The 21528-nt window shown below is 42.7% G+C and carries 23 protein-coding genes; 9 read left to right on the top strand and 14 right to left on the bottom strand.

The annotated features are described in order from the left end of the window. Nucleotides 1-97 precede the first annotated feature (97 nt). The 4 genes from ptsG to ACH97_RS08965 form a co-directional block, all read right to left on the bottom strand. Nucleotides 98-2194, bottom strand: a complete 2097-nt coding sequence (ptsG, locus tag ACH97_RS08950; protein ID WP_020451176.1) for a glucose-specific PTS transporter subunit IIBC — start codon at nt 2192-2194, stop codon at nt 98-100. Nucleotides 2195-2417: 223 nt separating this feature from the next. Beyond that, nucleotides 2418-3263, bottom strand: coding sequence for a glucose PTS transporter transcription antiterminator GlcT (gene glcT / locus ACH97_RS08955; RefSeq protein WP_003181243.1), 846 nt, complete (start codon nt 3261-3263; stop codon nt 2418-2420). A 137-nt stretch (nt 3264-3400) separates the two neighbouring features. Beyond that, nucleotides 3401-4372: a LacI family DNA-binding transcriptional regulator gene (locus ACH97_RS08960; protein ID WP_020451175.1), complete on the bottom strand. Its 972-nt coding sequence runs from the start codon at nt 4370-4372 to the stop codon at nt 3401-3403. Nucleotides 4373-4583: 211 nt separating this feature from the next. Next, nucleotides 4584-5309 carry an NPP1 family protein gene (locus tag ACH97_RS08965; protein WP_020451174.1) on the bottom strand — a complete coding sequence of 242 codons (726 nt, stop codon included), beginning with the start codon at nt 5307-5309 and terminating at the stop codon, nt 4584-4586. Between the two features lie 473 nt (nt 5310-5782). Between ACH97_RS08965 and ACH97_RS24210 the strand changes: the two genes are divergently transcribed. Then, a complete protein-coding gene (locus ACH97_RS24210) occupies nt 5783-5917 on the top strand; it encodes a hypothetical protein (protein WP_003181237.1) in 135 nt (44 codons plus the stop codon). A gap of 70 nt (nt 5918-5987) precedes the next feature. Here the strand turns inward: ACH97_RS24210 and ACH97_RS08970 are convergent, their stop codons facing one another. The 6 genes from ACH97_RS08970 to ACH97_RS08995 form a co-directional block, all read right to left on the bottom strand. Further along, the gene (locus tag ACH97_RS08970; protein WP_023857301.1) at nt 5988-7082 is read right to left on the bottom strand and encodes a M24 family metallopeptidase; all 1095 of its coding nucleotides are present in this window, start codon (nt 7080-7082) and stop codon (nt 5988-5990) included. Nucleotides 7083-7286: 204 nt separating this feature from the next. Continuing rightward, nucleotides 7287-9194, bottom strand: a complete 1908-nt coding sequence (locus ACH97_RS08975) for a heavy metal translocating P-type ATPase (protein ID WP_020451172.1) — start codon at nt 9192-9194, stop codon at nt 7287-7289. Nucleotides 9195-9449: 255 nt separating this feature from the next. Further along, nucleotides 9450-9941: an endospore biogenesis thiol-disulfide oxidoreductase StoA gene (gene stoA / locus ACH97_RS08980; RefSeq protein ID WP_020451171.1), complete on the bottom strand. Its 492-nt coding sequence runs from the start codon at nt 9939-9941 to the stop codon at nt 9450-9452. A 63-nt stretch (nt 9942-10004) separates the two neighbouring features. Next, on the bottom strand, nt 10005-11345 hold the full coding sequence (locus ACH97_RS08985; protein WP_020451170.1) for a polysaccharide biosynthesis protein: 1341 nt from the start codon (nt 11343-11345) through the stop codon (nt 10005-10007). A gap of 179 nt (nt 11346-11524) precedes the next feature. Further along, nucleotides 11525-12133: a cell wall hydrolase gene (locus tag ACH97_RS08990; protein ID WP_020451169.1), complete on the bottom strand. Its 609-nt coding sequence runs from the start codon at nt 12131-12133 to the stop codon at nt 11525-11527. Between the two features lie 229 nt (nt 12134-12362). Continuing rightward, nucleotides 12363-12581 carry a hypothetical protein gene (locus ACH97_RS08995; protein WP_371268714.1) on the bottom strand — a complete coding sequence of 73 codons (219 nt, stop codon included), beginning with the start codon at nt 12579-12581 and terminating at the stop codon, nt 12363-12365. Between the two features lie 142 nt (nt 12582-12723). Between ACH97_RS08995 and ACH97_RS09000 the strand changes: the two genes are divergently transcribed. Continuing rightward, a complete protein-coding gene (locus ACH97_RS09000) occupies nt 12724-12912 on the top strand; it encodes a YkvS family protein (protein WP_003181225.1) in 189 nt (62 codons plus the stop codon). 316 nt (nt 12913-13228) lie between these two features. Here ACH97_RS09000 and ACH97_RS09005 read toward each other — a convergent pair whose 3' ends face one another. The 3 genes from ACH97_RS09005 to ACH97_RS09015 form a co-directional block, all read right to left on the bottom strand. After that, complete coding sequence (locus tag ACH97_RS09005; protein WP_020451167.1) at nt 13229-14083, bottom strand: DUF1672 family protein; 855 nt, start codon at nt 14081-14083, stop codon at nt 13229-13231. Between the two features lie 368 nt (nt 14084-14451). Beyond that, nucleotides 14452-14805 (bottom strand): MafI2 family immunity protein, encoded by a 354-nt coding sequence (locus ACH97_RS09010; RefSeq protein ID WP_020451166.1) that lies wholly within the window; start codon nt 14803-14805, stop codon nt 14452-14454. A gap of 526 nt (nt 14806-15331) precedes the next feature. Then, complete coding sequence (locus ACH97_RS09015) at nt 15332-15676, bottom strand: DUF1433 domain-containing protein (protein WP_023857304.1); 345 nt, start codon at nt 15674-15676, stop codon at nt 15332-15334. A 50-nt stretch (nt 15677-15726) separates the two neighbouring features. Here ACH97_RS09015 and ACH97_RS09020 point away from each other — a divergent pair, with 50 nt between their 5' ends. The 5 genes from ACH97_RS09020 to ACH97_RS09040 all read left to right on the top strand — a co-directional run bounded on the left by ACH97_RS09020 (nt 15727) and on the right by ACH97_RS09040 (nt 19670). Beyond that, a complete protein-coding gene (locus ACH97_RS09020) occupies nt 15727-17154 on the top strand; it encodes a phage hydrolase (RefSeq protein WP_020451164.1) in 1428 nt (475 codons plus the stop codon). Between the two features lie 11 nt (nt 17155-17165). Beyond that, nucleotides 17166-17498 (top strand): hypothetical protein, encoded by a 333-nt coding sequence (locus tag ACH97_RS09025; protein ID WP_020451163.1) that lies wholly within the window; start codon nt 17166-17168, stop codon nt 17496-17498. Nucleotides 17499-18053: 555 nt separating this feature from the next. Continuing rightward, entirely contained in the window at nt 18054-18536 is a 483-nt protein-coding gene (locus tag ACH97_RS09030; RefSeq protein ID WP_020451162.1) for a DUF2975 domain-containing protein, read from the top strand. 10 nt (nt 18537-18546) lie between these two features. Then, entirely contained in the window at nt 18547-18768 is a 222-nt protein-coding gene (locus ACH97_RS09035) for a helix-turn-helix domain-containing protein (protein ID WP_020451161.1), read from the top strand. A 110-nt stretch (nt 18769-18878) separates the two neighbouring features. Next, on the top strand, nt 18879-19670 hold the full coding sequence (locus tag ACH97_RS09040) for a DUF817 domain-containing protein (protein WP_023857306.1): 792 nt from the start codon (nt 18879-18881) through the stop codon (nt 19668-19670). Between the two features lie 295 nt (nt 19671-19965). Here the strand turns inward: ACH97_RS09040 and ACH97_RS23410 are convergent, their stop codons facing one another. Continuing rightward, complete coding sequence (locus ACH97_RS23410; RefSeq protein WP_020451158.1) at nt 19966-20112, bottom strand: hypothetical protein; 147 nt, start codon at nt 20110-20112, stop codon at nt 19966-19968. A 63-nt stretch (nt 20113-20175) separates the two neighbouring features. Between ACH97_RS23410 and ACH97_RS09045 the strand changes: the two genes are divergently transcribed. Both ACH97_RS09045 and ACH97_RS24215 read left to right on the top strand, forming a co-directional pair. Further along, complete coding sequence (locus ACH97_RS09045) at nt 20176-21306, top strand: response regulator aspartate phosphatase (protein WP_020451157.1); 1131 nt, start codon at nt 20176-20178, stop codon at nt 21304-21306. After that, nucleotides 21296-21421 carry a hypothetical protein gene (locus ACH97_RS24215; protein ID WP_023857307.1) on the top strand — a complete coding sequence of 42 codons (126 nt, stop codon included), beginning with the start codon at nt 21296-21298 and terminating at the stop codon, nt 21419-21421. Before ACH97_RS09045 ends, ACH97_RS24215 begins: the two co-directional genes overlap by 11 nt. Nucleotides 21422-21528 lie beyond the last annotated feature (107 nt).

The following is a 21528-nucleotide window of genomic DNA, read 5'->3' on the forward strand; positions in this document are numbered from 1 at the left end:
TTATCAATCTCCTTTTAATTTAAAGCTTTTAGTACATTCACAATATTATATCATACAGCCGTACATGTCATCTGACAAGTACGGCCATTTTGTGAATTTATTTTTCAACGCGGACGATATCGTCCTGTGTCAGGCTGACATTGCCTTCTGCCTTTAAGCTCACGCTTTCGCCTTCTTGAAGGTTCGTGAACACGATCGGCGTCATCAGGGAAGGTACGCTGTCCTTCACTTTTTCAATGTCGACTTCAAGCAGTTTCTGGCCCGGCTCAACCCGGTCACCTTCAGAAACAAATGCAGTGAAGCCTTCACCTTTCAGGCTGACCGTATCGATTCCAAAGTGGATCAGAATTTCTCTGCCGCCGTCAGACTGCAGACCGATCGCATGCTTTGTCGGGAACACGTTCAGCACTTTCCCTCTTACAGGTGACACAACTGTGCCTTCTGCAGGAAGAATCGCGAATCCGTCGCCCATCATTTTTCCGGAGAATACTTGATCCGGAACATCTGTAATCGGATGAAGCTCACCAGCAAGCGGTGAAACGAATACTTCTTCACCTGATTCATTTTGAAGAGGCTCGACCATGACTTCTTCGATTTGCTGCTCTACTTCCTCGGCAGCGTTTGGTGCTTTTTCAGGACGCGGCGTGCGGCCTGACATAATGTCTTGCATTTGCGATTTTAAATTGTCGGATCTTGGTCCGAAAATCGCTTGGATGTTATTGCCGACTTCCAGCACGCCGGATGCGCCGAGTTTTTTCAAGCGCTCTTTGTCAACTTTCTTCTGATCGTTGACTGTGACGCGAAGTCTTGTGATACAAGCGTCAAGGTGTTTGATGTTTTCTTGGTCACCCATCGCCTCTAGAATTTGATAAGGAAGATCTCCTGCTGCTTCTTTGCCTTCATCAGCGGATTCTGCAGCTGCATCTTCGCGTCCAGGCGTTTTCAAGTTGAACTTGCGGATGGCAAATCTGAATCCGAAGTAGTAGACGACAGCCAGGACTAAACCGACAGGAATGACAAGCCACCAAGCTGTACGGTTCGGCAGAATTCCGAACAGGAAGTAGTCGATCAAACCGCCGGAGAATGTCATCCCGATCTTAACATTTAAAATGTCCATCATCATGAATGACAGGCCGGCAAACACACAGTGAATCGCAAACAGAATCGGAGCGACGAACAAGAATGAGAATTCGATCGGCTCAGTGATCCCTGTTAAGAATGATGTCAATGCTGCTGAACCCATAATACCGGCAACAAGCTTTTTGTTCTGCGGTTTTGCCTCATGATAAATAGCGAGCGCTGCCGCAGGAAGACCGAACATCATGAACGGATACTTACCGGTCATAAATGTACCCGCTGTCAAATCGACGCCGTCTTTGATTTGCGCCATGAAAATTCTTTGGTCACCGCGGACAATTTCTCCCGCCTGATTCGTATAGCTGAAGAACTCGTACCAGAACGGCGAGTAGAAAATATGGTGCAGACCGAACGGGATGAGGGCCCGCTCAATCATTCCGAAAATGAGAGCTGCGACCGCTTCATTTGCTGCAAGCAAGTTTGTCGAAAAGCTGTTCAGCGCGCCTTGGATCGGCGGCCAGATAAACAGCATGACGAGTCCCAGCAGCAATGCACAAATCGATGTAATGATCGGAACAAAGCGCTTTCCGGCAAAGAATCCTAAATACTGCGGAAGCTCGATTGTGTAGAATCGGTTGTACATGGCAGCGGCCAGGACACCGACAATAATACCCCCGAATACCCCCGTTGCCAATGTCGGTATGCCGAGCATTGTCGTGTATTCCGGATGGTTTTGAGTAAAGAACTGTGCTCTTTCAACTGCGTCGCTTGGAATCGAACCGTTTTGAAGAAGCACTGCACTCATCGTGACATTCATAACAAGATATCCGATAATAGCGGCGATTCCGGCAACACCGTCGCCGTTAGCCAAACCGATGGCAACCCCGACTGCGAAAAGGAGCGCCAAGTTGGTGAACACGACGTCACCTGAACTTTCCATCACTTTCGCAACAAGCTGAACGGTGCTGTTCGTTAAGAATGGTGCGACTTTTGTCATCTGCGGATTTTGCATGGCATTACCAAGCGCGAGCAGAATCCCTGCAGCCGGCAGGATCGCAACAGGAAGCATCAGCGCCCGTCCAATTTTTTGCAGAACGCCAAATAGCGATTTAAACATGTTTTAACCCCCTCTAAGGATAGTTTGACCTTACAGCAAAAATTCATGACAACTTCGTTCAAAAGACTGCTTTTTCATCCAAATAAACCGTTTACATTTCGCCTTTAGAACGACAAAAAAGGCATGGGTGAAAGCGGGTACACTAAGAAACAAAAGACAGCGTCTTCATTTCTTCCCTTTTTTCACTCATGCCTGATCGAATCAGTAACACGTTATAAAGGCGTTATGAAATTTTATTAGTTAAACGGTACAAATGCAATGTCAAATAAACGGCTTCTGCCTCATGAACCGGTTTCTTGAGCGCTTGCTGCAAGATCTTGATCATCTTCCAAGCAGTATTGTAACACAGCGGATATTCCGTTTTCAACAATAACATTAATTTTTCCGGCTCCTGAATCGGCTCGTCCCGTTTAATCCTGTCGATCGTAAAGCGCAAGTGCCTGATCAGCCGCAAATAGTTCACACTTTCCCTGTTGACCTGCATCTGGAACGAATCCTCGATGACCTGGACAAGCCTGGAGATCAGTTGGGAATGCTGATTGACTTCAGAAAGCGGGCGGTTCGTCATCGCACTGTGGATATGAAGTGCGATAAACCCGATTTCGCCTTCAGGCAGCTGAATGTCTGATTTTTCATTTATCATATCGACGGCTTCTTTGGCGACTTCGTATTCCTTCGGATAAAGCGATTCCGTCTCAAGCAAAAACGGATTCTTCATATCAAATCCCTTTTCTAAGCGCTTAACCGCAAATGCGATATGGTCCGTCAACGCGACATGAATGTGTTCGTTCAGCGGCTGGCCGATTTTTTGCGCGATATGGTAGATAACATCATTGGCGATATCAACCATTTTTTCATCGACATAAGTGAGGAGCTTCTTATACTGCGATTGTTCCTTATCATTTTCCAAGATAAACATTTTTTCATAGTTCTCATGTTCGATAAGATCTCCGCGCTTTTTGCCAAAACCGATTCCTTTGCCAATCAAGACAACTTCTCTGTAATCATCATGGAGAGCGATTAAAACGTTGTTGTTGAGTACCTTTTCAACGGTAAAGGATCTGTTCACGATCCTCAGCTCCTTTTTGTCATCAATCTCTCATATCGTACAAAACTCATGAAAGCGCGTCAATTTATTTTGACCTTTTTGATGAAAAATGTCGAAATTTGATCACTGTCTGGAAAATGATTGATGTTTTGATTACATTACACAGTCGCCCTTTTGATCAGCTTGTATGGAACGGTCTGTTTTTCCGGGCCGGCACCGCCGATTCTTTTTCGCAAAAGGCGAAACGCATGCTTCCCCATTTCCTTTATATTAATTTTGATCGTTGAAATGCCCAGCACTTCACTGATTGGCTGGTTGTCACAGCTTAAAATGGCGAGGCTTCCGGGAATATCCACCTGATGACGCTGCGCTTCAAGAAACATACCAGCTGTTACTTGGTCGTTGGCGATAAAAACAGCTGTCGGCTTCTCCTCCATCTCTCTCCATTCAGAGAACAGCTTTTGCCCGTCGGTTATCGTCAGCGACCGCTCGAATACCCATTCTTCCCGGTAAGGCTCCCCGATCGCGGCCAAAGCTTCCTTGTATGCCTCAAGGCGAAAATGGCTGTTCATGCCATTTTTCCTTGCCAAACCAATGGCGATTTTTGTGTGCCCCTTTTCAATCAAAAAATCCAGTCCTAACCGGAAAGCATCTTTGTGCGGAATGCTGACCGTTGAAAAATACCGTTCGCTTGAGTCCTGGCACAGAATGAACGGACCGGTCTCATGCCAGTCCAAAAGCGCTTCATCAGACATCGCTTTTGAACAGAAAATCAGGCCGTCCACCTGTCTTTGTTTCAGCTGCTCCAATGCAAAAATTTCTTTTTCCAATTGATAATTTGTTTGATAAAGCGAAAAGTGAACGCCTTCCTTTGCAGCTTCTTCAGCGATTCCTTCCAGCAGCTCGCCGAAATAAGGGAGGCCGATGGTCGGCAGCACAACACCTATCATATTTGAAAAGCCTTTGGATAAATGAACGGCATGCATATTCCTTGCATATTCGAGACGTTCAATCGTCTCAAGAACTTTTTGGCGTTTTTCTTCTTTGACATACGGATGGCCGTTGAGAACCCTTGAAACAGTCGTGATGGAAACCCCTGCGGTTTCAGCTATTTCCCTGATATTTGCCATTCGTTTCCCTTCTTTCTTTCAAATCTTTTCATACATGCCGGATCATTTCGCGTCATAAAGAAATTATATCGCTTGGAGACGTGGATTTTGATCGTTTTCGAAATTTTTTTCGGGGTTCTATAAATATGAAGAAAACAGTGAAGAAGATGTACGGAGAAAAAAACCGGCTGATATGAAAATATTTCACAATCAGCCGATACACGAAATATTTTTATCTAAACCATGCTTTTCCAAGGTTATTCATGAAATTGTGATCATTGAAAGGAACGTTTGCGCTTCCGAAATCCGTCGTGTTCAATGCGTTTCTTGCGGCGGGCGTCAAATCTTCCCATCCGATGAGAGGCTGGGTTCCGCCCTTTGCGCTGTCCACATATAAACTGTGGTTAATCGGTGCTTGAGGAGCATCATAGCGGATTTTCGGATGATCACCTTCCATGATCTTGTTGTTTGGAGCTGTTTTTTGAAATTTACCGTGCTGAGAATAAGCGATGGAAAACACTTTTGGATTTTGATTTGCCGGGTTATCGATCCATACGACGATTCCTTCCCAGTCATGTCGATGGCCGAATGCATTAAAAGGCAGAGGTGAATCTTTAGGAAAATACCATGCGTACATAATCGCCCATACTCCATTGTACCATGCAGAGCGGGAGTACACTTGTCCCACGCTTTTGCTGCAGTGTCCTTCGGGCGCTCCGGTAGGCTCCAGGCCTCCGCTTGTATTGCCTTGTGCGTCAACTGCGGGAAAAGGCACGCAGCCGCTTGCGACCTTTAAATAAGGCTGAAAACGTTTGGCCGCTTTTTGAGAAACCGTCACAGGGGTTACTTCACTGAAGCCTTGCACTTTGTCATGATCAATCACTTTCGCGTCAGCTGCCGGTACGATACTGACAAAAGCAAATATCGACAAAAACAGTACATATCCTAATGTTTTCACTCTTTGCTAGCTTCCTTTCATAGATAATGGACTTCAAATCATTAGAGAAGTTTTTTAACGCTTATTTGTGTGGGGGTGAATCCGCAATCATTGCGGGGACTGAAATATCTGGATGAGAGATGAAATTGTCTGCGGCAGATTTAATTTGTCAGCGTTTGTCCCATTTAATCCCTCCCTTCTTTTGAGCTTAGTATACAAATTTTTCACATGAGAATAATGATGCAATCCGATTATCTTTTGATCAATCTAAATCCCCATAATAAAAACAAAAAGGCGCTGTAGATTCATTCATCAAACGATCATCAGAAGACTTTTTCAACGTCAATCATATTAAGCGGCTAGGCAAAATTCCTGAAAACCCTGACATCAGGGTTTTTTATTAATTTAGGGCTTGATATGGAAAGCGTTTCATAATTTAGAATGAAGGCAGCACCGGTGCTGAACACGTTTTCATTCCAGAAAGGGGAAGAAAAATGGGTATCTTCATTCTGATTCTATTATGTATCGTTATCGTACTGTCTTCAAAAGCAGCGATGAAACCGCTTAAAGAAAAACACGAGATCAAACCATTCCGTTCCTTTGACGATTTTTTCATTTCAAAGGATTGACGCGGGTAATAAGACAAACGATTCACGTCAGCATAAAAAAGAACCCGCGCGCGGGCGCGGGTTCCGTTTTTTATGAAATGACAGTCAGCTCTTTTGGATACTTTGTCAGCGCTTCTGCTCCATCGGCAGTGACAAGTACATCATCCTCGATGCGCACCCCTCCGATTTCCGGCACATAGATGCCGGGTTCAATCGTGTATACCATACCTTGTTTTAAAAGCTCATCATTGTTATGGCTCATGGACGGGTATTCATGAGGCGAAATCCCGAGCCCATGCCCGAGACGGTGAGGAAAGTAATCGCCATAGCCCGCTTTTTCGATGATGCCGCGCGCTTTTAAATCAAGATCGCCGATTCTGACACCGGGCTTACTCATCTTAAGCGCCTCTGTTTCGGCCTGAAGCACCGTATCATATATTTCTTTTTGTTTTTCACTCACATTTTGATACACGAGCGTTCTTGTAATATCAGAGCAGTATCCGTCAATGATCACGCCTAAATCAAAGAGGACGAAATCGCCCGGCTTAAGCGTGCGGCTGCCCGGGTTTCCGTGCGGCTGTCCTGACTTTTCTCCGAAAAGGACCATTGTGGAAAACGACATCCCCTGGACTCCTTTTTTCTTCAGCTCATACTCGATTTTAGCGACGACATCGATTTCCGCTATCCCCTCTTTTAATGCGGCGGCTCCTGCTTCGACTCCGTAATCGGCAAGCTTGGCCGCTTCACGGAGGATGCTGATTTCTTTTTCGTCTTTGATGACGCGGATTTGGTTCAGCCTTTCTTCCGCAGAGACAAGCTCCGCACCGCTTGTGACCGCCTGCAGCATTTCGGCGCGCGACAGAGCAAGCGTTTCTTTTTCAACCGCCACTTTTGAACATTGGCTGTTTCGCTTTTGAAGCGCTGAAGATATGAGTTCCCAAGGGTTTTGATGATCCCCGTATCCGATGATCTCATACGCCCAGCCGGCTGCTCTCGCCTGACCGGCCTCCATTTGCGGACAAACAAAAAACGGCTCTTCATCTTGAAAAATAAAAACGCCCATCAGCCGTTCGTGCGGTTCTGTATAAAAGCCGGTAAGATAAAATACGTTTTCTTTTGAATGAATAAAAGCCGAAGATATGTTTTTTTCTTTCAGCCAGGAAGAGATTTGTTTAATTCTTTCCATGCTCCTTTTCACTCCTTGAGACAGTTTCCGTACCATACATTTAACATGTAAAAGCATCACATCCATTGTATCAGTTTTTCCCGTCTCTTGCTCACCGCTTATGTATTGTGGGGATGCCACCCGCTTCGATTATTGCCGCCTCTTCCTCAAACAGCCCTCTGATGTGAAAAAACGGCTGCCGTTAGCATGCAGCCGTTTCTTTATTTAGGATTTCAGCAGCCTGAGACCGTTTAAAATAACAAGCAGCGTGCTGCCTTCATGTCCGATGACACCGAGTGGCAGATCAAGAATTTGAAGAAAGTTGCTGCAGATTAAAAGACAGATCACACCAAGAGAGAAAATCACGTTTTGTTTAATGATCGTATTCATTTTCCGGGAGAGCCGAATCATTTTGGTCAGTCCTGTCAATTCGTTTTTCATTAAAACAACATCCGCTGTTTCCAGTGCGACATCTGTGCCTCCCCCCATTGCGATCCCCACATCAGCGGCGGCAAGGGCCGGTGCATCATTGATTCCGTCTCCCACCATAACGATTGTTCCGTATGTTTTTTTCAGCTTTTGCGCTTCCTCTACTTTTCTGTCAGGAAGGCATTCTGAAACGACGATTTTCAAGCCCGCTTCTCGTGCGATGGCCGCTGCGGTTTCAGGCTGGTCCCCGGTCAGCATTGCCGTCTGAACACCAAGCGCATTCAGCTCTTCGATCACCGCTTTAGCTTCCGGTCTGATTTGGTCTTTTAATGCAAAACACCCCGCGATTTTTTCGCCTTTTTTCACGAACACAATTGTTTTTCCCTGCTTGGCAAGCTCCTGAACAGCCGTCGTGAGAAATTGCCCGGCTGCCTCTTCCCCGACAAATCCGGCTTTGCCGATCAGCCATGTCTCTCCATTATATCGAGCCTGAACGCCAAACCCTGACGTCTCCTCGATCGACACATTTGCGGGAAGCTCGATACCTTTTGCTTCTGCATACTCGACAATCGCTTTGGCAAGCGGATGGCCTGACTGCTTCTCAATCGCAGCAGCAGCCTCCAAGCATTCGCGCTCCTCGATATCAGCAGCTAAAAGCATATCTTCCACGCCGGGCTTTCCGTTCGTAATCGTTCCCGTTTTATCCAATGCAACGATTTTGCTGTTGCCGAGTTTTTCAAGAAAAACACTGCCTTTGACAAGCAGGCCGTTTCTTGCGCCATTCGAGATCAAAGACAGCGCGGCAGGCATGATTGAAGCGACAAGGGCACACGGCGAAGCGACGACCATGAACACCATCGCTCTGTAAAATGTCTCGCTCCAGCTCCAGCCAAGCAGAAAATGTGGCAGAAAGAGCAGCAGTCCGACAGCAAGCAAAACCCCTTTAACATAAATATTTTCAAACCGCTCAATAAACGCCTGTGACGGCGAAACACTGTTTTGTGCAGACTCAACGAGCCGAATGATCTTTTTGAACAACGAATCTTCATTTGTCTTTGTGACACGGACGGTGAGCGATCCGCTCAAATTGACTGTACCCGCAAAAACCGCGTCTCCGAGGGTTTTTTCCGCGGGGATTGATTCACCCGTTAGTGCCGATTCGTCGATACTCGTTCTTCCCGATTCGATCTCCCCGTCTGCCGCAATGCGTTCCCCGGGTTTAATAAGAATGAGGTCGCCCGCTTGAAGATCGGCCGCCGCCACGGTTCTTGTTCTTTCTTCTTCGAGCAAAACGGCTTCCTCCGGCTCCAATTTCATCAGAGATGTCAAATCGCGTTTGCTTTTATTTAATGTATACGTTTCAAGCGCCCCGCTGAGAGAAAAGATAAAAATTAACACGGCCCCTTCAGCCCAGTAGCCGATCAGCGCTGACCCGACCGCCGCAAAAATCATCAGAAGTTCAACATTCAGCGTTTTTTCCGCCAACGTTTCTTGTATGCCTTCTTTCGCTTTGGCAAAGCCGCCGATACAAAAAGCTAAAATAAACAGAACAACGGACAATGTTTTATTGCCGGACAACAGCCAGCCTGCAAGAATCAACAAACCCGACAAAAGCGCAGCAATCAATTCCCCGTGCTGCCTCCAATTTTCAAAATGAAACGTGTGACGGTTCTGCTGCGATTGTTTCCCGATCTCTAATTGCATCTCCAATATCCTCCCTAATTGAGAATGTAATTCATCGTCAATTTCCTTCTTAAAAAACAAATTGCCGCCTCATCGGCAGCATAAACATGGAGTATTTTATTTATATAAAGGGTATGACTGCTTCTTGTCCATTGAACACACCCTTTTCTATTTCTCATTATAGCACGGCTTTCTACGTTTTCAAATAATAATTATTATAATTTCTTCATGATATTAATTATCATTTAGATTTCAAAAAAAAGCTGAACCCCCGGCTCAGCTTTTCCCTGCCCATTCTTTCATTTGTTCCACAGTAATGGGTCCGACAACCGATTTCTCCAGCTCTCCTTTTTCGTTAAAGAAAAATGTTGTTGGAATCGTCATGACATTGTAGGCTTTCATCATTTCGCCCTTTTTGTCAAAAACGATCGGAAATGTCAGCTTGTTTGCTTTAATAAACTGTTTCACCTTCTGTTCGTTTTTTTCGGCATTCAGCAGATTCACGGTCACGAGCTTTACTCCGGATTGCTTGCTTTCATAGTAGGATTGGAATCGCGGAAGCTCTTCACGGCACGGCGGACACCAGGTCGTCCAAAAATGAACGATCGTCTTTTGGCCTTCGGCGGGAATGACGACGCGCTGCCCCTCCACCGTGTTCATCTGCATGACTGCCGGAGAAGCATGTTTTGCAGAGGCCTGCGGCTGAAATACGAAGGCTCCGAAAAAAAGCAACAGGATGAGCGGATAAATAAGACTGATTCTTCGCATATGAACTCCCCTTCTTTTTAGTATTAGCTTCCCCGCAAAAACCAAAACTATGAAGAGGGTCAATCAGCGGCTTTCAATTCTCGGAGATCGGGATTTGTTTGTCAAAAAAAGCGTGACGCCCAGCTCTTTGCAAATCGTCACATAATGCAGCGCCGTCAGCAAAATCATTCCGGTATTCATCGCTAGGATGATCCCCGTCATCTGCAATGTCTGCATGGATCCGAGAACATACATCATCAAAAACGACAAAACACTGGCCCATACATTATGATAAAAGGCATCTTTGGCCAACCCCATTCCGATTAAACAGGCCTGAAACGGCATGGCAAAAAAGTGAAATAAAAAATACGGCCACAGCATTTTCAGGTAAAACGACGCCTTAACCGAATCGAAAAATAAGTGGGTCAGCGGCTCTGCAAAGTGATACATCACCATAACGGACGGTATGCCGTAAAACAGCGTGATGAAGATCGCCTGTTTAATCCGTTTGATCACTCTTTCGTATTGTCCGTAAGCGTAGCTTTCGGAAATGCTCGGGATCATGACGACCATCAGTGAATGGGCGATGAAAGCCGGAAAAAAGCCGATTGTCATCGCCACCCCCGAAAGCATGCCGAACTGGTCGATGGCCGATGTTCTCGATACGCCAGCGGCAAGCAGCGTCCCCTTCACCAAAAAAGGTTCAACTGCGTTTGTCACAGCGTGAAAAACGCGCAGCCCTGTCGTCGGGATCGAAACAGTGAGCAGGCGCTTTAAAACATCATTTCTCCGCAGGTGGATCTGCTGCCCTTTTTGAGCGGCGCGCCTGACCAAAACAAACTGAGAAAACAGATAAACAAACACGACCACTTCACTTGCAACAAGGACAAACAACGAGATCAGAAGAGAAGTATCCAATTCAAAGGAATACCATTGAAAAAATAAAAACAAGCCGATGAGCTGAAAGATTTTTTTCAGGGCATTCGCCGTTGCGATTTTACCCATTTGCTGAACGCCCATGAAGTAGCCTCTCGCGATCGACGTAAAGGCAACCGTAGGGATCATCCCGATCACAAGCCCTCTGATCAGAGGGTGGTAAGAATCAAAAACCGGAATAAATGGAAGAATGATCACTGCAGCTGCCGTGGAAAAAACCGTGCAGACCGCAGTCATCCGCAATGCATGTTTCAGCATGCTTTCGTGCAGCTTCGGGGTGGACTCGGCGATAAACTTCGATATCGATACAGGCAGCTCAAGGCTCGCAATCACCACAACTAAAAAAATGGAAGGCAAAACACTCATGTAGAGCCCCATGCCATGCTCGCCAAGCTCCCGTGCAAGAATCATGTTGATGACAAATTCAAGACATTCTGCAAAAAAAGCAGCTAGCGAAAGAAGAACAATTCCTTTTACAAAACGGTTCATGAGGTCTCTCCTTGTCTCACGGGTTTATCCCATCATATGAGACAAGTCTAAAAATTATTTTCTTTTTCATTGAAAATTGATTTTCATAAAGTATCAAAAACAAATTTTTTCTTGGGGGGTGAAAAGTGAGAAAGAATTGCATATAAAAAGCAGTCAAGGCGGATGGCCCTGACTGCTTTTTAGATCGCAAAGACATGATTGCCGATGCGCTTCACGACTTTTCTTGTTTTAATCCAGTCATCAGAAGCGATGTCGGGATTATAGAAAAATAAAGCGTCTGTTTCTTTTTTATTTTGATCTACCGCTTCTTCCACAGCTTCAACTGATTCGCGGTCTGCTTTTTTCTCGATGCTGCCGTTTAGAACGGGCTCAAAAGCGTTTCTTTGATAGATCACGCTTTTTACGCTGTCAGGAAATCGGCCGTCTTCCACCCGGTTCAGGACGACATTGGCAACAGCCACTTTTCCTTCAAATGACTCGCCTTTCGCTTCGGCATGTACAAGCCTTGATAAAAGATCTTTTTCTTTATGTGAAAGATCCGTCGTCTCTTCATCAGCTTCTTCTTTTTCCTGCTCCTCTTCAGCCGGCAGATGCGCGGCTTCAATGAAGCTTTTTTCATCTGTTAATTGAAAAGCAGGATTTTCTTCCTGTTTAAGGCTTTCCATCAGCCGTTCCATTTCCTGTTTATCTTTTTTCGAGAACAACATGACAGCTTGAGCATGTTCGATTCTTGCTGCCGGCAGCATGCAGATTAAAAACGCAGCTAGCGCAGCAAATTTCGATTTCATTTCCTTCCTCCTTGTCAAATCTTCATCGAAAAAAACATATGTTTTACACTAACAAGACGAATCGCTGATTTCATTGCCAAAATGTTGGCATCCCTTCCATCAAACTGTCCGGTTGTCACATTATTGCAGACGGCCGGACGATTTCATGCAGAGAATACCAAAATCTCCAGAAACATATGGCTTCACACAAATAAAAAAAGCTTTCTCAGCCGGTCTGAGAAAGCCTTTTTCAGCTTCTTGCCTCTTTCATATATTGAAATATAATATCTCCGCCATGCTGGGCAATGCCGCGAAAATGCTTAAAATCTTCCTGCTTTGTTAAGATGGCTCTGAAAGAAAGAAAATCTTCTTTTTTTACGTGGAGTTCATGAATGCTCCCTGACCTTAATTGCTCGATCTGATCGATGGCATTTTGCTCTGTCACCTGTTCTCTCCCCTTTTCTCTCATCATCTTTAACTAATTAACTATAACATTAAGTCACACCGGGTACAACAATAGTGATGCCGCTTCCCAAATTGCTTTACTTCTCCAAGAAAATATTGCAAAATACTTTCAATAGGTTAATTTACTTTAAAGGAGAGGAAGTCACTTGAAAATTGCAAAAGTCGGGAACGTCATCGAATTTAAAAACGGACTCACCGGAATCGTAGAGAAAGTAAACGAAAACTCTGTGATCGTCGATGTTACGATTATGGAAAACTACAGAGACTTGGAACTGGACTCCTTAACCGTCGTCAATCATAAAAACTATAAAATTATTAAAGATTCCCTGCATTAATCAGCCGCCCTTTACAGCACATATTCACGATTTCCACGCAGCTTTATTTCCACAAGTTTTTCTGCAAAAGGAAAAACCGTCTGCCACCCGGGTCCGGCGGTTTTTTTCCTCTGTTCCCTGCATCGTCCCGAAGAAGTTTGTGAAGCATCGCGCCGCGCCGTAATCGATGCCGCTTTTTGATTGAACAGCTGAAAAAACCGGCGACCGTGCGGAATGAAATGAAATACCCGACCGCTTTCCGGCTCCTTAAAACATTATTTTAAAATAGATCTCCGTATCAGTACATTTTCAATTTCATGATCAGTTTAGGAAGACATTATCGTCCAAGCGTGCTTTTTCTTGGATTAAATCCTAAGTTTTTATCGATTCTATTGTCATTCAAGTAAATGCTGTAAGTCCCTGGTGCCAGCTCTTCCATGTCTTCAATATCCTGCACCACTTGATTATAAATGCGTTCACTTGGCCTTGTATGTGCTTTTTTCATATATAAATTTATATTGATATCACATGATTTTGGGGTGATTTCTTCATCTTCTAATTTTTCCTGCCAGTCTTGTTTGCTTCTTTTCGGGTTTTCTAAATATGCTGAATAAAGGTCATCCTTCCAATCAGCAGTTAAAGAAACAGCATAATAAGGCGTCTGATATCCCTTACCGCTTGTGTTATCAACGGCTGCCTGCGTTTTGCCTACAATCGGCTCTTCTTCTGTTAGCTTCTCTAAATAGTAATCTAGCGCGGCAAATTCGTCTTCAAAAGCCAATGCGTATATCGCGCTTGTAATCGAGTCTTTCACGTCCAACTCCGATGAACGGATCGCGTCAGTCTGCACCTCTTTCTTGTCCAAATCAATTTTAATTTTTGCACTTGTGTAGAAATGCAATTTTCCGACCGATTCAGCATACACAGTAACAAATCCATGCCCTCCGACAATGTTATGGACTTTTACCTTTGTTCTATATTGATCCAAGAAATAATCTTTTACGGTTTTTTCAACCTCATCTCGATGCGCTTCCGCGATCTCAGCGGTTTCTTTCTGATAACCCCTGCTCTGAATATGAAAATCTTGTCCTGTGTAATCTTGGACGCTAATGTCAGACTCCTCTCTGTTCTGACATCCGCCTATAAATAAAAGTAAACCAATTCCAAGCGCTGCTGCTTTTTTATATTTCAAAACTGTATCCTCCAGTTCATACTGCAATAACCTTATACGTTTTTATTGAATCACGTTCCATGTTTGCTAATTATTAGGCACGCTTCATTATAAATCATTTGAAGTGTATTTTTGGTATTATGCATAAAAAATAAGACAATAGAACTAATAAAATTTGTGTCATTCTCGCTTTTTGAGTTCTTTAGTTCTAGGTAAAAGTTCTTTCCAAAAAGAATAGACGTGCAATGATGCACGCCTAATCAACATGAATATCTTTTTATTATTGTGAACTTGTGCGTTTTTGAAAGTGGTTTCCCGATAACCAACTATCATATTAAAGCTTTAATCCCTATAATCTTAAAATGAATTCACCTTTCGTTTATTACACTTCACACCAAACTCCGTAACAAATTATAATAAAGTGTTTTACAGCCTATTTCATCATGCTCGTTGTCTTCCCATCTTAAAAATGCCCAAAACTGTAATTTATCCATTTTTAAAGGAAACTTATGATTGATATACTCTTCTTCACAGTCCTTAATATGTGGAAAGTCAGCAAGTACCTCTGTACAAGCTACGCTCAGCATTTCTATTTCATCGTCTGTCGGTTCCCCGTTAAAATAGCCTTTCCAGTATAACGTTTCATTTTCTAACTTGACTGCGAGTCCCCTTAATTTGTATGGAATTGCCCCCAATAAAGCGTAATGGCAACTGATGATTAAATTATTCAATGCCGAATCCATATTTTCAATATTCACCTCAGTATATTAAGCTTTTTCTAAAGTATACCCTTCCTCACAAGATTGAGCTGAGCTAAATCGTTCCGGCTATTCATGGGAACGTTGTAGAAGTAAGGAAAAAGGTTCACTCATTTTAAAAGGGTTCTTTAATATCCGCAATCTTTTCTTTTATGGCGTACCCAAAACATCTATGACGGACTAATATCGACATCCTCATTAGGGAAATATCACGACAGGTTCATCAAAAATTAATATAGATTTCTCAGGGATCTGAGTTTAACGGGCACCGTTTATTTGGCTCCTCAGTCATTCGCTAACTTTCTCGTAAATCTCTTCGAAAATCTCTTTTTCCACCGGGTAAAGCTCACCCTTCATGCCTGTAACGATGTAATGCTTTACGGTAGGTTTAAAACAAATACTAGAAATGATATCACAACATTATTTATTATCAGGGGTAATAAAACTGATTAGTTAAACAAACGTGAGATAAAAATAGAAAAAAGCCCGCTCAATCGAGTCGGACCTTTTATTAATAATCGCAAATTTTATCTTTACATTCGGGCTTTCTTTCAGCATCGACTGTGAAGGACCCTACTTCGTCATTTGACTTATCATAAATACCCCATATTTTCTTTTGCTTATCACCATTTAGATACCCTTTAATATCAATTCCGCCCATTGGGTTCACTTCGTAGTCATCAGAATAATCAATTGACTTAATGTCCTCATAATTCGTTTTAATAAAGTCTGTCATTCTTTCCTTAGCCAAATTATAAAGCTCTTCTTTCTCTCTGTTATCATTTTGTTGCTTCATAAATATTCCTCCAAATGTTATAATGACCAGAGCAAGAAGGATAATTATGTATTTTTTCATAAAACCATCCTTTCCTCATAACATTTTACATAGTTTGCGGGGTTATGTACATGAATAAAAAGAGCGATATTCCTAATTTAACAGATAAGGATTATTATTTTCTTAGCCAAAACACATATAGTAGCAATAAAATGAAAGAAGCTTTCAAGGATAGAACACCTATAGAGAGTAAATCAAATAAGGCTTATTACGTTGATAAAATTAAAAGGGACTCTGACACCGGACTCGACGCGTATGTATTTGTTCAAGCGAAGAAAAAGGACGGTAAATGGGTTAAACCTGACACACCAAAAAACGTCGTCGTAGCCTTCGCGGGAACAGATCCTAAGAACCAATTCTTCCAAGATGTTATTGACGCTGACGGCGGGAACGTTGTAATGGGAATTGACCCGAAAAAGAAGGAACACTACATAGTCGAAAAAGATGCGAAAGATACTTCTAAAACACTCGGAAAATATAACGGAACTCCGACACAAGACTCGATGCTTAGCACCGGTAACTACAAGTTAATTACGAAAACGTCCCAAATCGGGCAAGCTGACAATCTGGTGCGGGAAGTTAAACAAAAGTATAAAGGCACCTCGACGGTCATTTCAACAACCGGACATTCTCTCGGCGGCGCAGAGGCTGAATACAGTGCGGTCAACAATAATGTCTATGCCGTAGCGTTTAACAGCCCTTCAATCGTCCACCTACACTCTGCGGAGCAGCAAAAAAAAATTAATAACGGTGAATATGACCGATCCATAAAATCGATTATCAACCCGGATGATATGGTCGGGGCCGGCTGGTGGAACGAGTATGACCGGCACAACGGTACGACAATTTATACGAAGGACCCTGAATTATCAAATGCGGTGCGCGAGGCGAGAATGCAGGGCGATGTATTCCAACAAATCGGGCAAAACGCTGGGTATTTCTTTCAGACCGCAATCTTAGGAATGCCTGATACGCATTGGGTCGGAAGTAATAACTTCACCTTCGACGAAAACGGCAACGTTCAAAATATAGAGGGCGATGAGCTCATTTATGACAAAAATTTAAAAGCGATGCTCCCACCGGAAGTTGCATCCGGAAGTGGCGCAATTAAAGTAACACCCGCCGTTGCCAAACAGCTCGCGCAAAAAGTAAATGCGATGATCAACGATCTGCGGACGATGAAACGCGAAGCCGAAAACGCTTATCAGGAACACGACGCCGAAATCAACGACCTGAAACACGATACCTACCGTCAAGTCGGCCACGGTTTATACGACAAGCTGACACTCGAAGATGTAAACAATACGCTGAAAAACCTGGCGCAGTCGTTTGACAAAAAAGGCAATCCGCTCTTTTACGATGTTCATGCCGAAAAAGCGTACATCGCCTCATTACAAAATACGATTTCAGATTTAGAAGACATCAGCAGGCACCTTGCTCAGATCGCAAAAGATTTTAAATCAAAAGATAAAATGCTGGCAAACTGGCTTAAGCTTTAGGAGATGACATAATGGAAAATTTCAATAAACTAGCCTCACTCAACAACTTAAACGGTGATCAAGAAGATACGCTCCTCATACGGCGCAATCAGCTTCAAATGCTGAAAACGGGCATGAGGGTATCAGCCGCAACGAAGCTTGAAGGCATTAAAACGACACTAAGACCGAAGTTTAAGATAGACGATATACAAAAAGAAATGAACAGCGTCTATTCATCGCTTCTCTACAGCTTTGAAGGAAAAGCGCAAGAGGCGCTTGCTCAACGAATCAGCCAAAGCGCCCAGCAGCTTATTAACACGGAGCAGGACGGAGAAAGTTTTGTGAATGGATTTAAGACGAGATGAAGGCGCCTTAATTGGCGTCTTATTTTTATTTAAATCTAACAACATTCTCTTTTCTGTTTTCACCACACTAATCGTCTTCGGTCTTCACCTCAAATAACTCCTCGACTTCAACCCGAGTCTTCACGTTATGGGCAAAGACATGCCAATCGGTAGCTGTTTTATTGTCTCCTTGTTGACACATATTCCTTTATGGTACGTTTGAGCTTTTTCACCCTAGGATTTATTTGACGATATGGTTCTGCTGAGTTCCGGTTAACTATCGCATAACCAGCGTTTTTCAATCCATTGACTGTCTCGAACCTGCGTTCATATAAGCTATCGTTCGAAAGACGCTTTAAGCTTGATCTTTTCGTTTGGCGGAAGCCGCAAAGGTCCAAAAGAGGTGATGTATACTCCGCTGACGTATTTCTTTGCATAGCTTTATAAACGCTTGTCTAAAATCAAAAAGATATCATACCATAACAACAACAAAATCACCTTTATCAATAATTTTTTATTGTAAAACGATAAATAATGTGTTAAATTCAAATCGACAAAATAAGTGAGGTGCTCTTTATGAAACGTGGATCAACACTCTTTTTAAAGATGGCTGTTATTCTTATTGGAATCCCAGTTCTTGCTTTGTGCATATTTTTCGTGCCGAAGATAGCGAATTTTGCAGCTGATTTGTATCCAGATATTTCTTATCTGAAATATCTCGTTTATATCGATTTGTATGCAGCGGCGATACCTTTTTACTTTGCTCTGTATCAAGCCTTTAAACTTTTAAGCTATATTGACCACAATAAAGCTTTCTCGAAATTGTCTGTACGGGCTTTAAAGAATATAAAATACTGTGCAATCACCATCAGTATTTTATTAGCGGCAGGCATGCCGCTCTTCTATCTCATCGCGGAGATGGACGACGCTCCTGGCATCATACTAATCGGACTGGTCCTTATTTTTGCTTCAATGGTTATCGCCGTCTTTGCTGCTGTTCTCCAAAGGCTATTGCAAGAAGCGATTGATATAAAATCAGAAAATGATTTAACAGTCTGAGGTGAAAACAATGGCAATTATTATCAATATTGACGTGATGCTTGCTAAAAGAAAAATGAGCGTAACGGAACTTTCTGAGAGGGTTGGAATCACAATGGCGAATCTTTCTATATTAAAAAACGGAAAGGCAAAGGCTATTCGATTATCAACTTTAGAGGCGATTTGCAAGGCTTTAGAATGTCAACCCGGAGATATTTTGGAATACCGAAGTGATGAAGACACCCATGATTAAAAATTTAGCCTATTCGGCGGTGATCTTATGCGCATACCCGTAAATCTGTTTAGCTGCAATACTAAGCTGGCCTCGCATATATTCAGAAAAAAACTTCGGAGGCACACATGATGAGAGCACTAAATCAACTCGTTCGTTTTGGTTGGGAGCAGTCCTTGTCATGTTTATTTCCTGTCGTTATTTTTGCCTCTTTGGCAATTACACAAATCATCCCTCTTCCCTTCCTGCCGCGGTATGACTGGCTGCTCATCATCTGCCTTCTCATGCAGTGGTGGATGGTGTATTCCGGGCTTGAAACAAGGGATGAACTAAAGGTGATCACATTGTTCCACCTTATTGGACTAGCTCTTGAACTTTTCAAGGTGCAAATGGGCTCCTGGTCTTATCCAGAGGAAGGTTACTCCAAAATCTTTGGAGTGCCTTTATATAGCGGCTTTATGTATGCAAGTGTCGCCAGTTATCTTTGCCAGGCGTGGAGGAGGCTTAAGGTTGAACTGGTTAAGTGGCCGCCGTTTTTCGTCGTTGTACCTCTTGCCGCTGCGATTTATTTGAATTTTTTCCTCCATCATTATTGGATTGACGTCCGCTTTTGGTTATCTGGACTTGTAGTAATTGTCTTTTGGAAATCATGGGTCATATACGAGGTTAATGGAATTCGTTACCGTATGCCGCTCGCACTTTCTTTTGTGCTCATCGGATTTTTTATATGGATAGCCGAAAATATCGCAACGTTTTTTGGAGCCTGGACATATCCAAACCAAACCAGCGCGTGGAGTCTCGTTCATCTAGGAAAAGTGAGTTCATGGCTCTTACTAGTGATTGTCAGCTTTCTAATCGTGGCCACATTAAAACTGGTTAAGGAGAAAGATTCCACTAGAGTGGATGCCGGTCAATTTTTATAACTTATTTTAAAGGGTATCAAAGAGCTATGGGACCTGTTGCAGACATCAATAAAAAATTTTCTTTAAGCTGATCATTCACATATCGAATTACTCCTTTAGTAGGTCATAAGACTTGATCACCAAGATTCATTTTCCTGGAGAAAACGTTGAATCCTCCGTCCTCTTACGTATCCTATTAGTTGGAGATCGTTGGCGAATGGATTACGAAATAAAAGGATATGATATTACAGTGGTATACGATTATAAGGAATAACCGGACGGTCTTTATGGCCGGTGAGACAACTGCGATTATCCGCTATTCAAGAGCCCGGTGAAGGACGAAATTTACCTTCGGATGCTGCAAATGTGGCATAAATAAGAGCATATAGAATTCAGGCGCCTTAACAGGCGTCTTTTTGTATTGCTTTAATTGCGGTATGCCGAAAATTTTTTCATTTTTCAACCTATTATCTCCCTAAGTATAGTAATATATTTACAAAAAGGAAATAAAAAGGGAGAGGTGAAAGTGAAACAGTTAATACCCTCGTCAAAAGTCGGAGTGAAAATCCACGAATGGTATAAAATGATAAGAGAGTTTAGTGTACCGGATGCAGAGGCTTTAAAAGAAGAAGTAGAGAAAGAAATTAATCAAATGGAAGAGGATCAGGACTTACTCCTTTACTATCAGTTGATGTGTTTTAGACATCAATTAATGTTAGAATATTTAGAACCTACTAACAAAAGAAAACAAGGACAATCAATACACGAATTGTTGGCCCAAATCGAGGAGCCTCGAAGAGATTTAAATGGCCTCCTTAGTTACTACTCATTTTTCTTTAGGGGCATGTATGAATTCGAGAAAAAACAGTACATCAAAGCGATAGAGTTTTATCGAAATGCAGAAAAGCAGCTATCTATCATTACTGATGTTATAGAACAAGCCGAGTTTCACTTTAAAATGGCTGAAGCGTACTACATCATGAAACAGACGCATGTGTCCATGTATCATATATTAAGAGCCTTTAAAATATATAATAATCACGAACTCTACAAAGTCCGTAAAATCCAATGTTTATTTGTAATCGCGGGTAACTATGACGATTTAATGTGCCACGACAAAGCCTTACCCCACCTGGAAAACGCACTCGAATTAGCGATAGAGATTAACAATAAAAGACTTATTAGTTCTGCCTATTTCAATATAGCCGATTGTCATGAATGTATGGGGGACATTGATACAGCGGTTGAATATGCTGAAAAAGCCGTAGAGATTAACCTAAAAGAAGAATATAACAACCTACCACAATCATTGTATTACTTCACTCAACTTCTTTTTAAGCAGAAAAACTACGAGCGCGCAATCGAGATATTTCGTATTGGCAAACAAACGGCTCGAAAATTCAATGATACCCTATTCACTTCCCTATTTGAATATCTTGAGGCCTTATATATCTATTCTGTGAATAAAGAAGAGATTTTAGAGGTATTTAAATACTTGGAGGAGAATAAAATATTTGCATACATAGAAGAGCTTTCGCTTGAAGTCTCCAACCAATACCTTGAAAGAAAAGACCACAGAAACTCAATCGAGTTCCTTCAAAAAATGATGTATGCGCAAACACAAATTAAAAAAGGGGAGTGTTTATATGAGTATTAAAAAGCTCGTTATTCCCATTTTAGCCGCCGCGATATTAACGATGGGCATTAGCGTTGTTTCAGCAACCGACCAATCTGACGGCGTATATCAAATCGCTACCCGCAAGCAAACGTAAGAAACGCCCCGCATTGGGGCGCTTTTTCATGTCTACAGTTTCTTAACGTTAAACATCGTAATAAACTTCTTATCAGCTGTCGATAAAATACGGTAAGATTATCGTAT

It is taken from the genome of Bacillus paralicheniformis, assembly GCF_001042485.2.
Lineage (GTDB): Bacteria > Bacillota > Bacilli > Bacillales > Bacillaceae > Bacillus > Bacillus paralicheniformis.

Excerpts from the sequence above, each read along its gene's own strand:
- ptsG (WP_020451176.1), bottom strand. The coding sequence starts at position 2,194 with ATGTTTAAATCGCTATTTGGCGTTCTGCAAAAAATTGGACGGGCGCTG.
- ACH97_RS08960 (WP_020451175.1), bottom strand. The coding sequence starts at position 4,372 with ATGGCAAATATCAGGGAAATAGCTGAAACCGCAGGGGTTTCCATCACG.
- ACH97_RS24210 (WP_003181237.1), top strand. The coding sequence starts at position 5,783 with ATGGGTATCTTCATTCTGATTCTATTATGTATCGTTATCGTACTGTCT.
- ACH97_RS08970 (WP_023857301.1), bottom strand. The coding sequence starts at position 7,082 with ATGGAAAGAATTAAACAAATCTCTTCCTGGCTGAAAGAAAAAAACATA.
- ACH97_RS08975 (WP_020451172.1), bottom strand. The coding sequence starts at position 9,194 with ATGCAATTAGAGATCGGGAAACAATCGCAGCAGAACCGTCACACGTTT.
- stoA (WP_020451171.1), bottom strand. The coding sequence starts at position 9,941 with ATGCGAAGAATCAGTCTTATTTATCCGCTCATCCTGTTGCTTTTTTTC.
- ACH97_RS08985 (WP_020451170.1), bottom strand. The coding sequence starts at position 11,345 with ATGAACCGTTTTGTAAAAGGAATTGTTCTTCTTTCGCTAGCTGCTTTT.
- ACH97_RS08990 (WP_020451169.1), bottom strand. The coding sequence starts at position 12,133 with ATGAAATCGAAATTTGCTGCGCTAGCTGCGTTTTTAATCTGCATGCTG.
- ACH97_RS08995 (WP_371268714.1), bottom strand. The coding sequence starts at position 12,581 with ATGAGAGAAAAGGGGAGAGAACAGGTGACAGAGCAAAATGCCATCGAT.
- ACH97_RS09010 (WP_020451166.1), bottom strand. The coding sequence starts at position 14,805 with ATGGATTCGGCATTGAATAATTTAATCATCAGTTGCCATTACGCTTTA.
- ACH97_RS09015 (WP_023857304.1), bottom strand. The coding sequence starts at position 15,676 with ATGAAAAAATACATAATTATCCTTCTTGCTCTGGTCATTATAACATTT.
- ACH97_RS09020 (WP_020451164.1), top strand. The coding sequence starts at position 15,727 with ATGAATAAAAAGAGCGATATTCCTAATTTAACAGATAAGGATTATTAT.
- ACH97_RS09025 (WP_020451163.1), top strand. The coding sequence starts at position 17,166 with ATGGAAAATTTCAATAAACTAGCCTCACTCAACAACTTAAACGGTGAT.
- ACH97_RS09030 (WP_020451162.1), top strand. The coding sequence starts at position 18,054 with ATGAAACGTGGATCAACACTCTTTTTAAAGATGGCTGTTATTCTTATT.
- ACH97_RS09035 (WP_020451161.1), top strand. The coding sequence starts at position 18,547 with ATGGCAATTATTATCAATATTGACGTGATGCTTGCTAAAAGAAAAATG.
- ACH97_RS09040 (WP_023857306.1), top strand. The coding sequence starts at position 18,879 with ATGAGAGCACTAAATCAACTCGTTCGTTTTGGTTGGGAGCAGTCCTTG.
- ACH97_RS24215 (WP_023857307.1), top strand. The coding sequence starts at position 21,296 with ATGAGTATTAAAAAGCTCGTTATTCCCATTTTAGCCGCCGCGATATTA.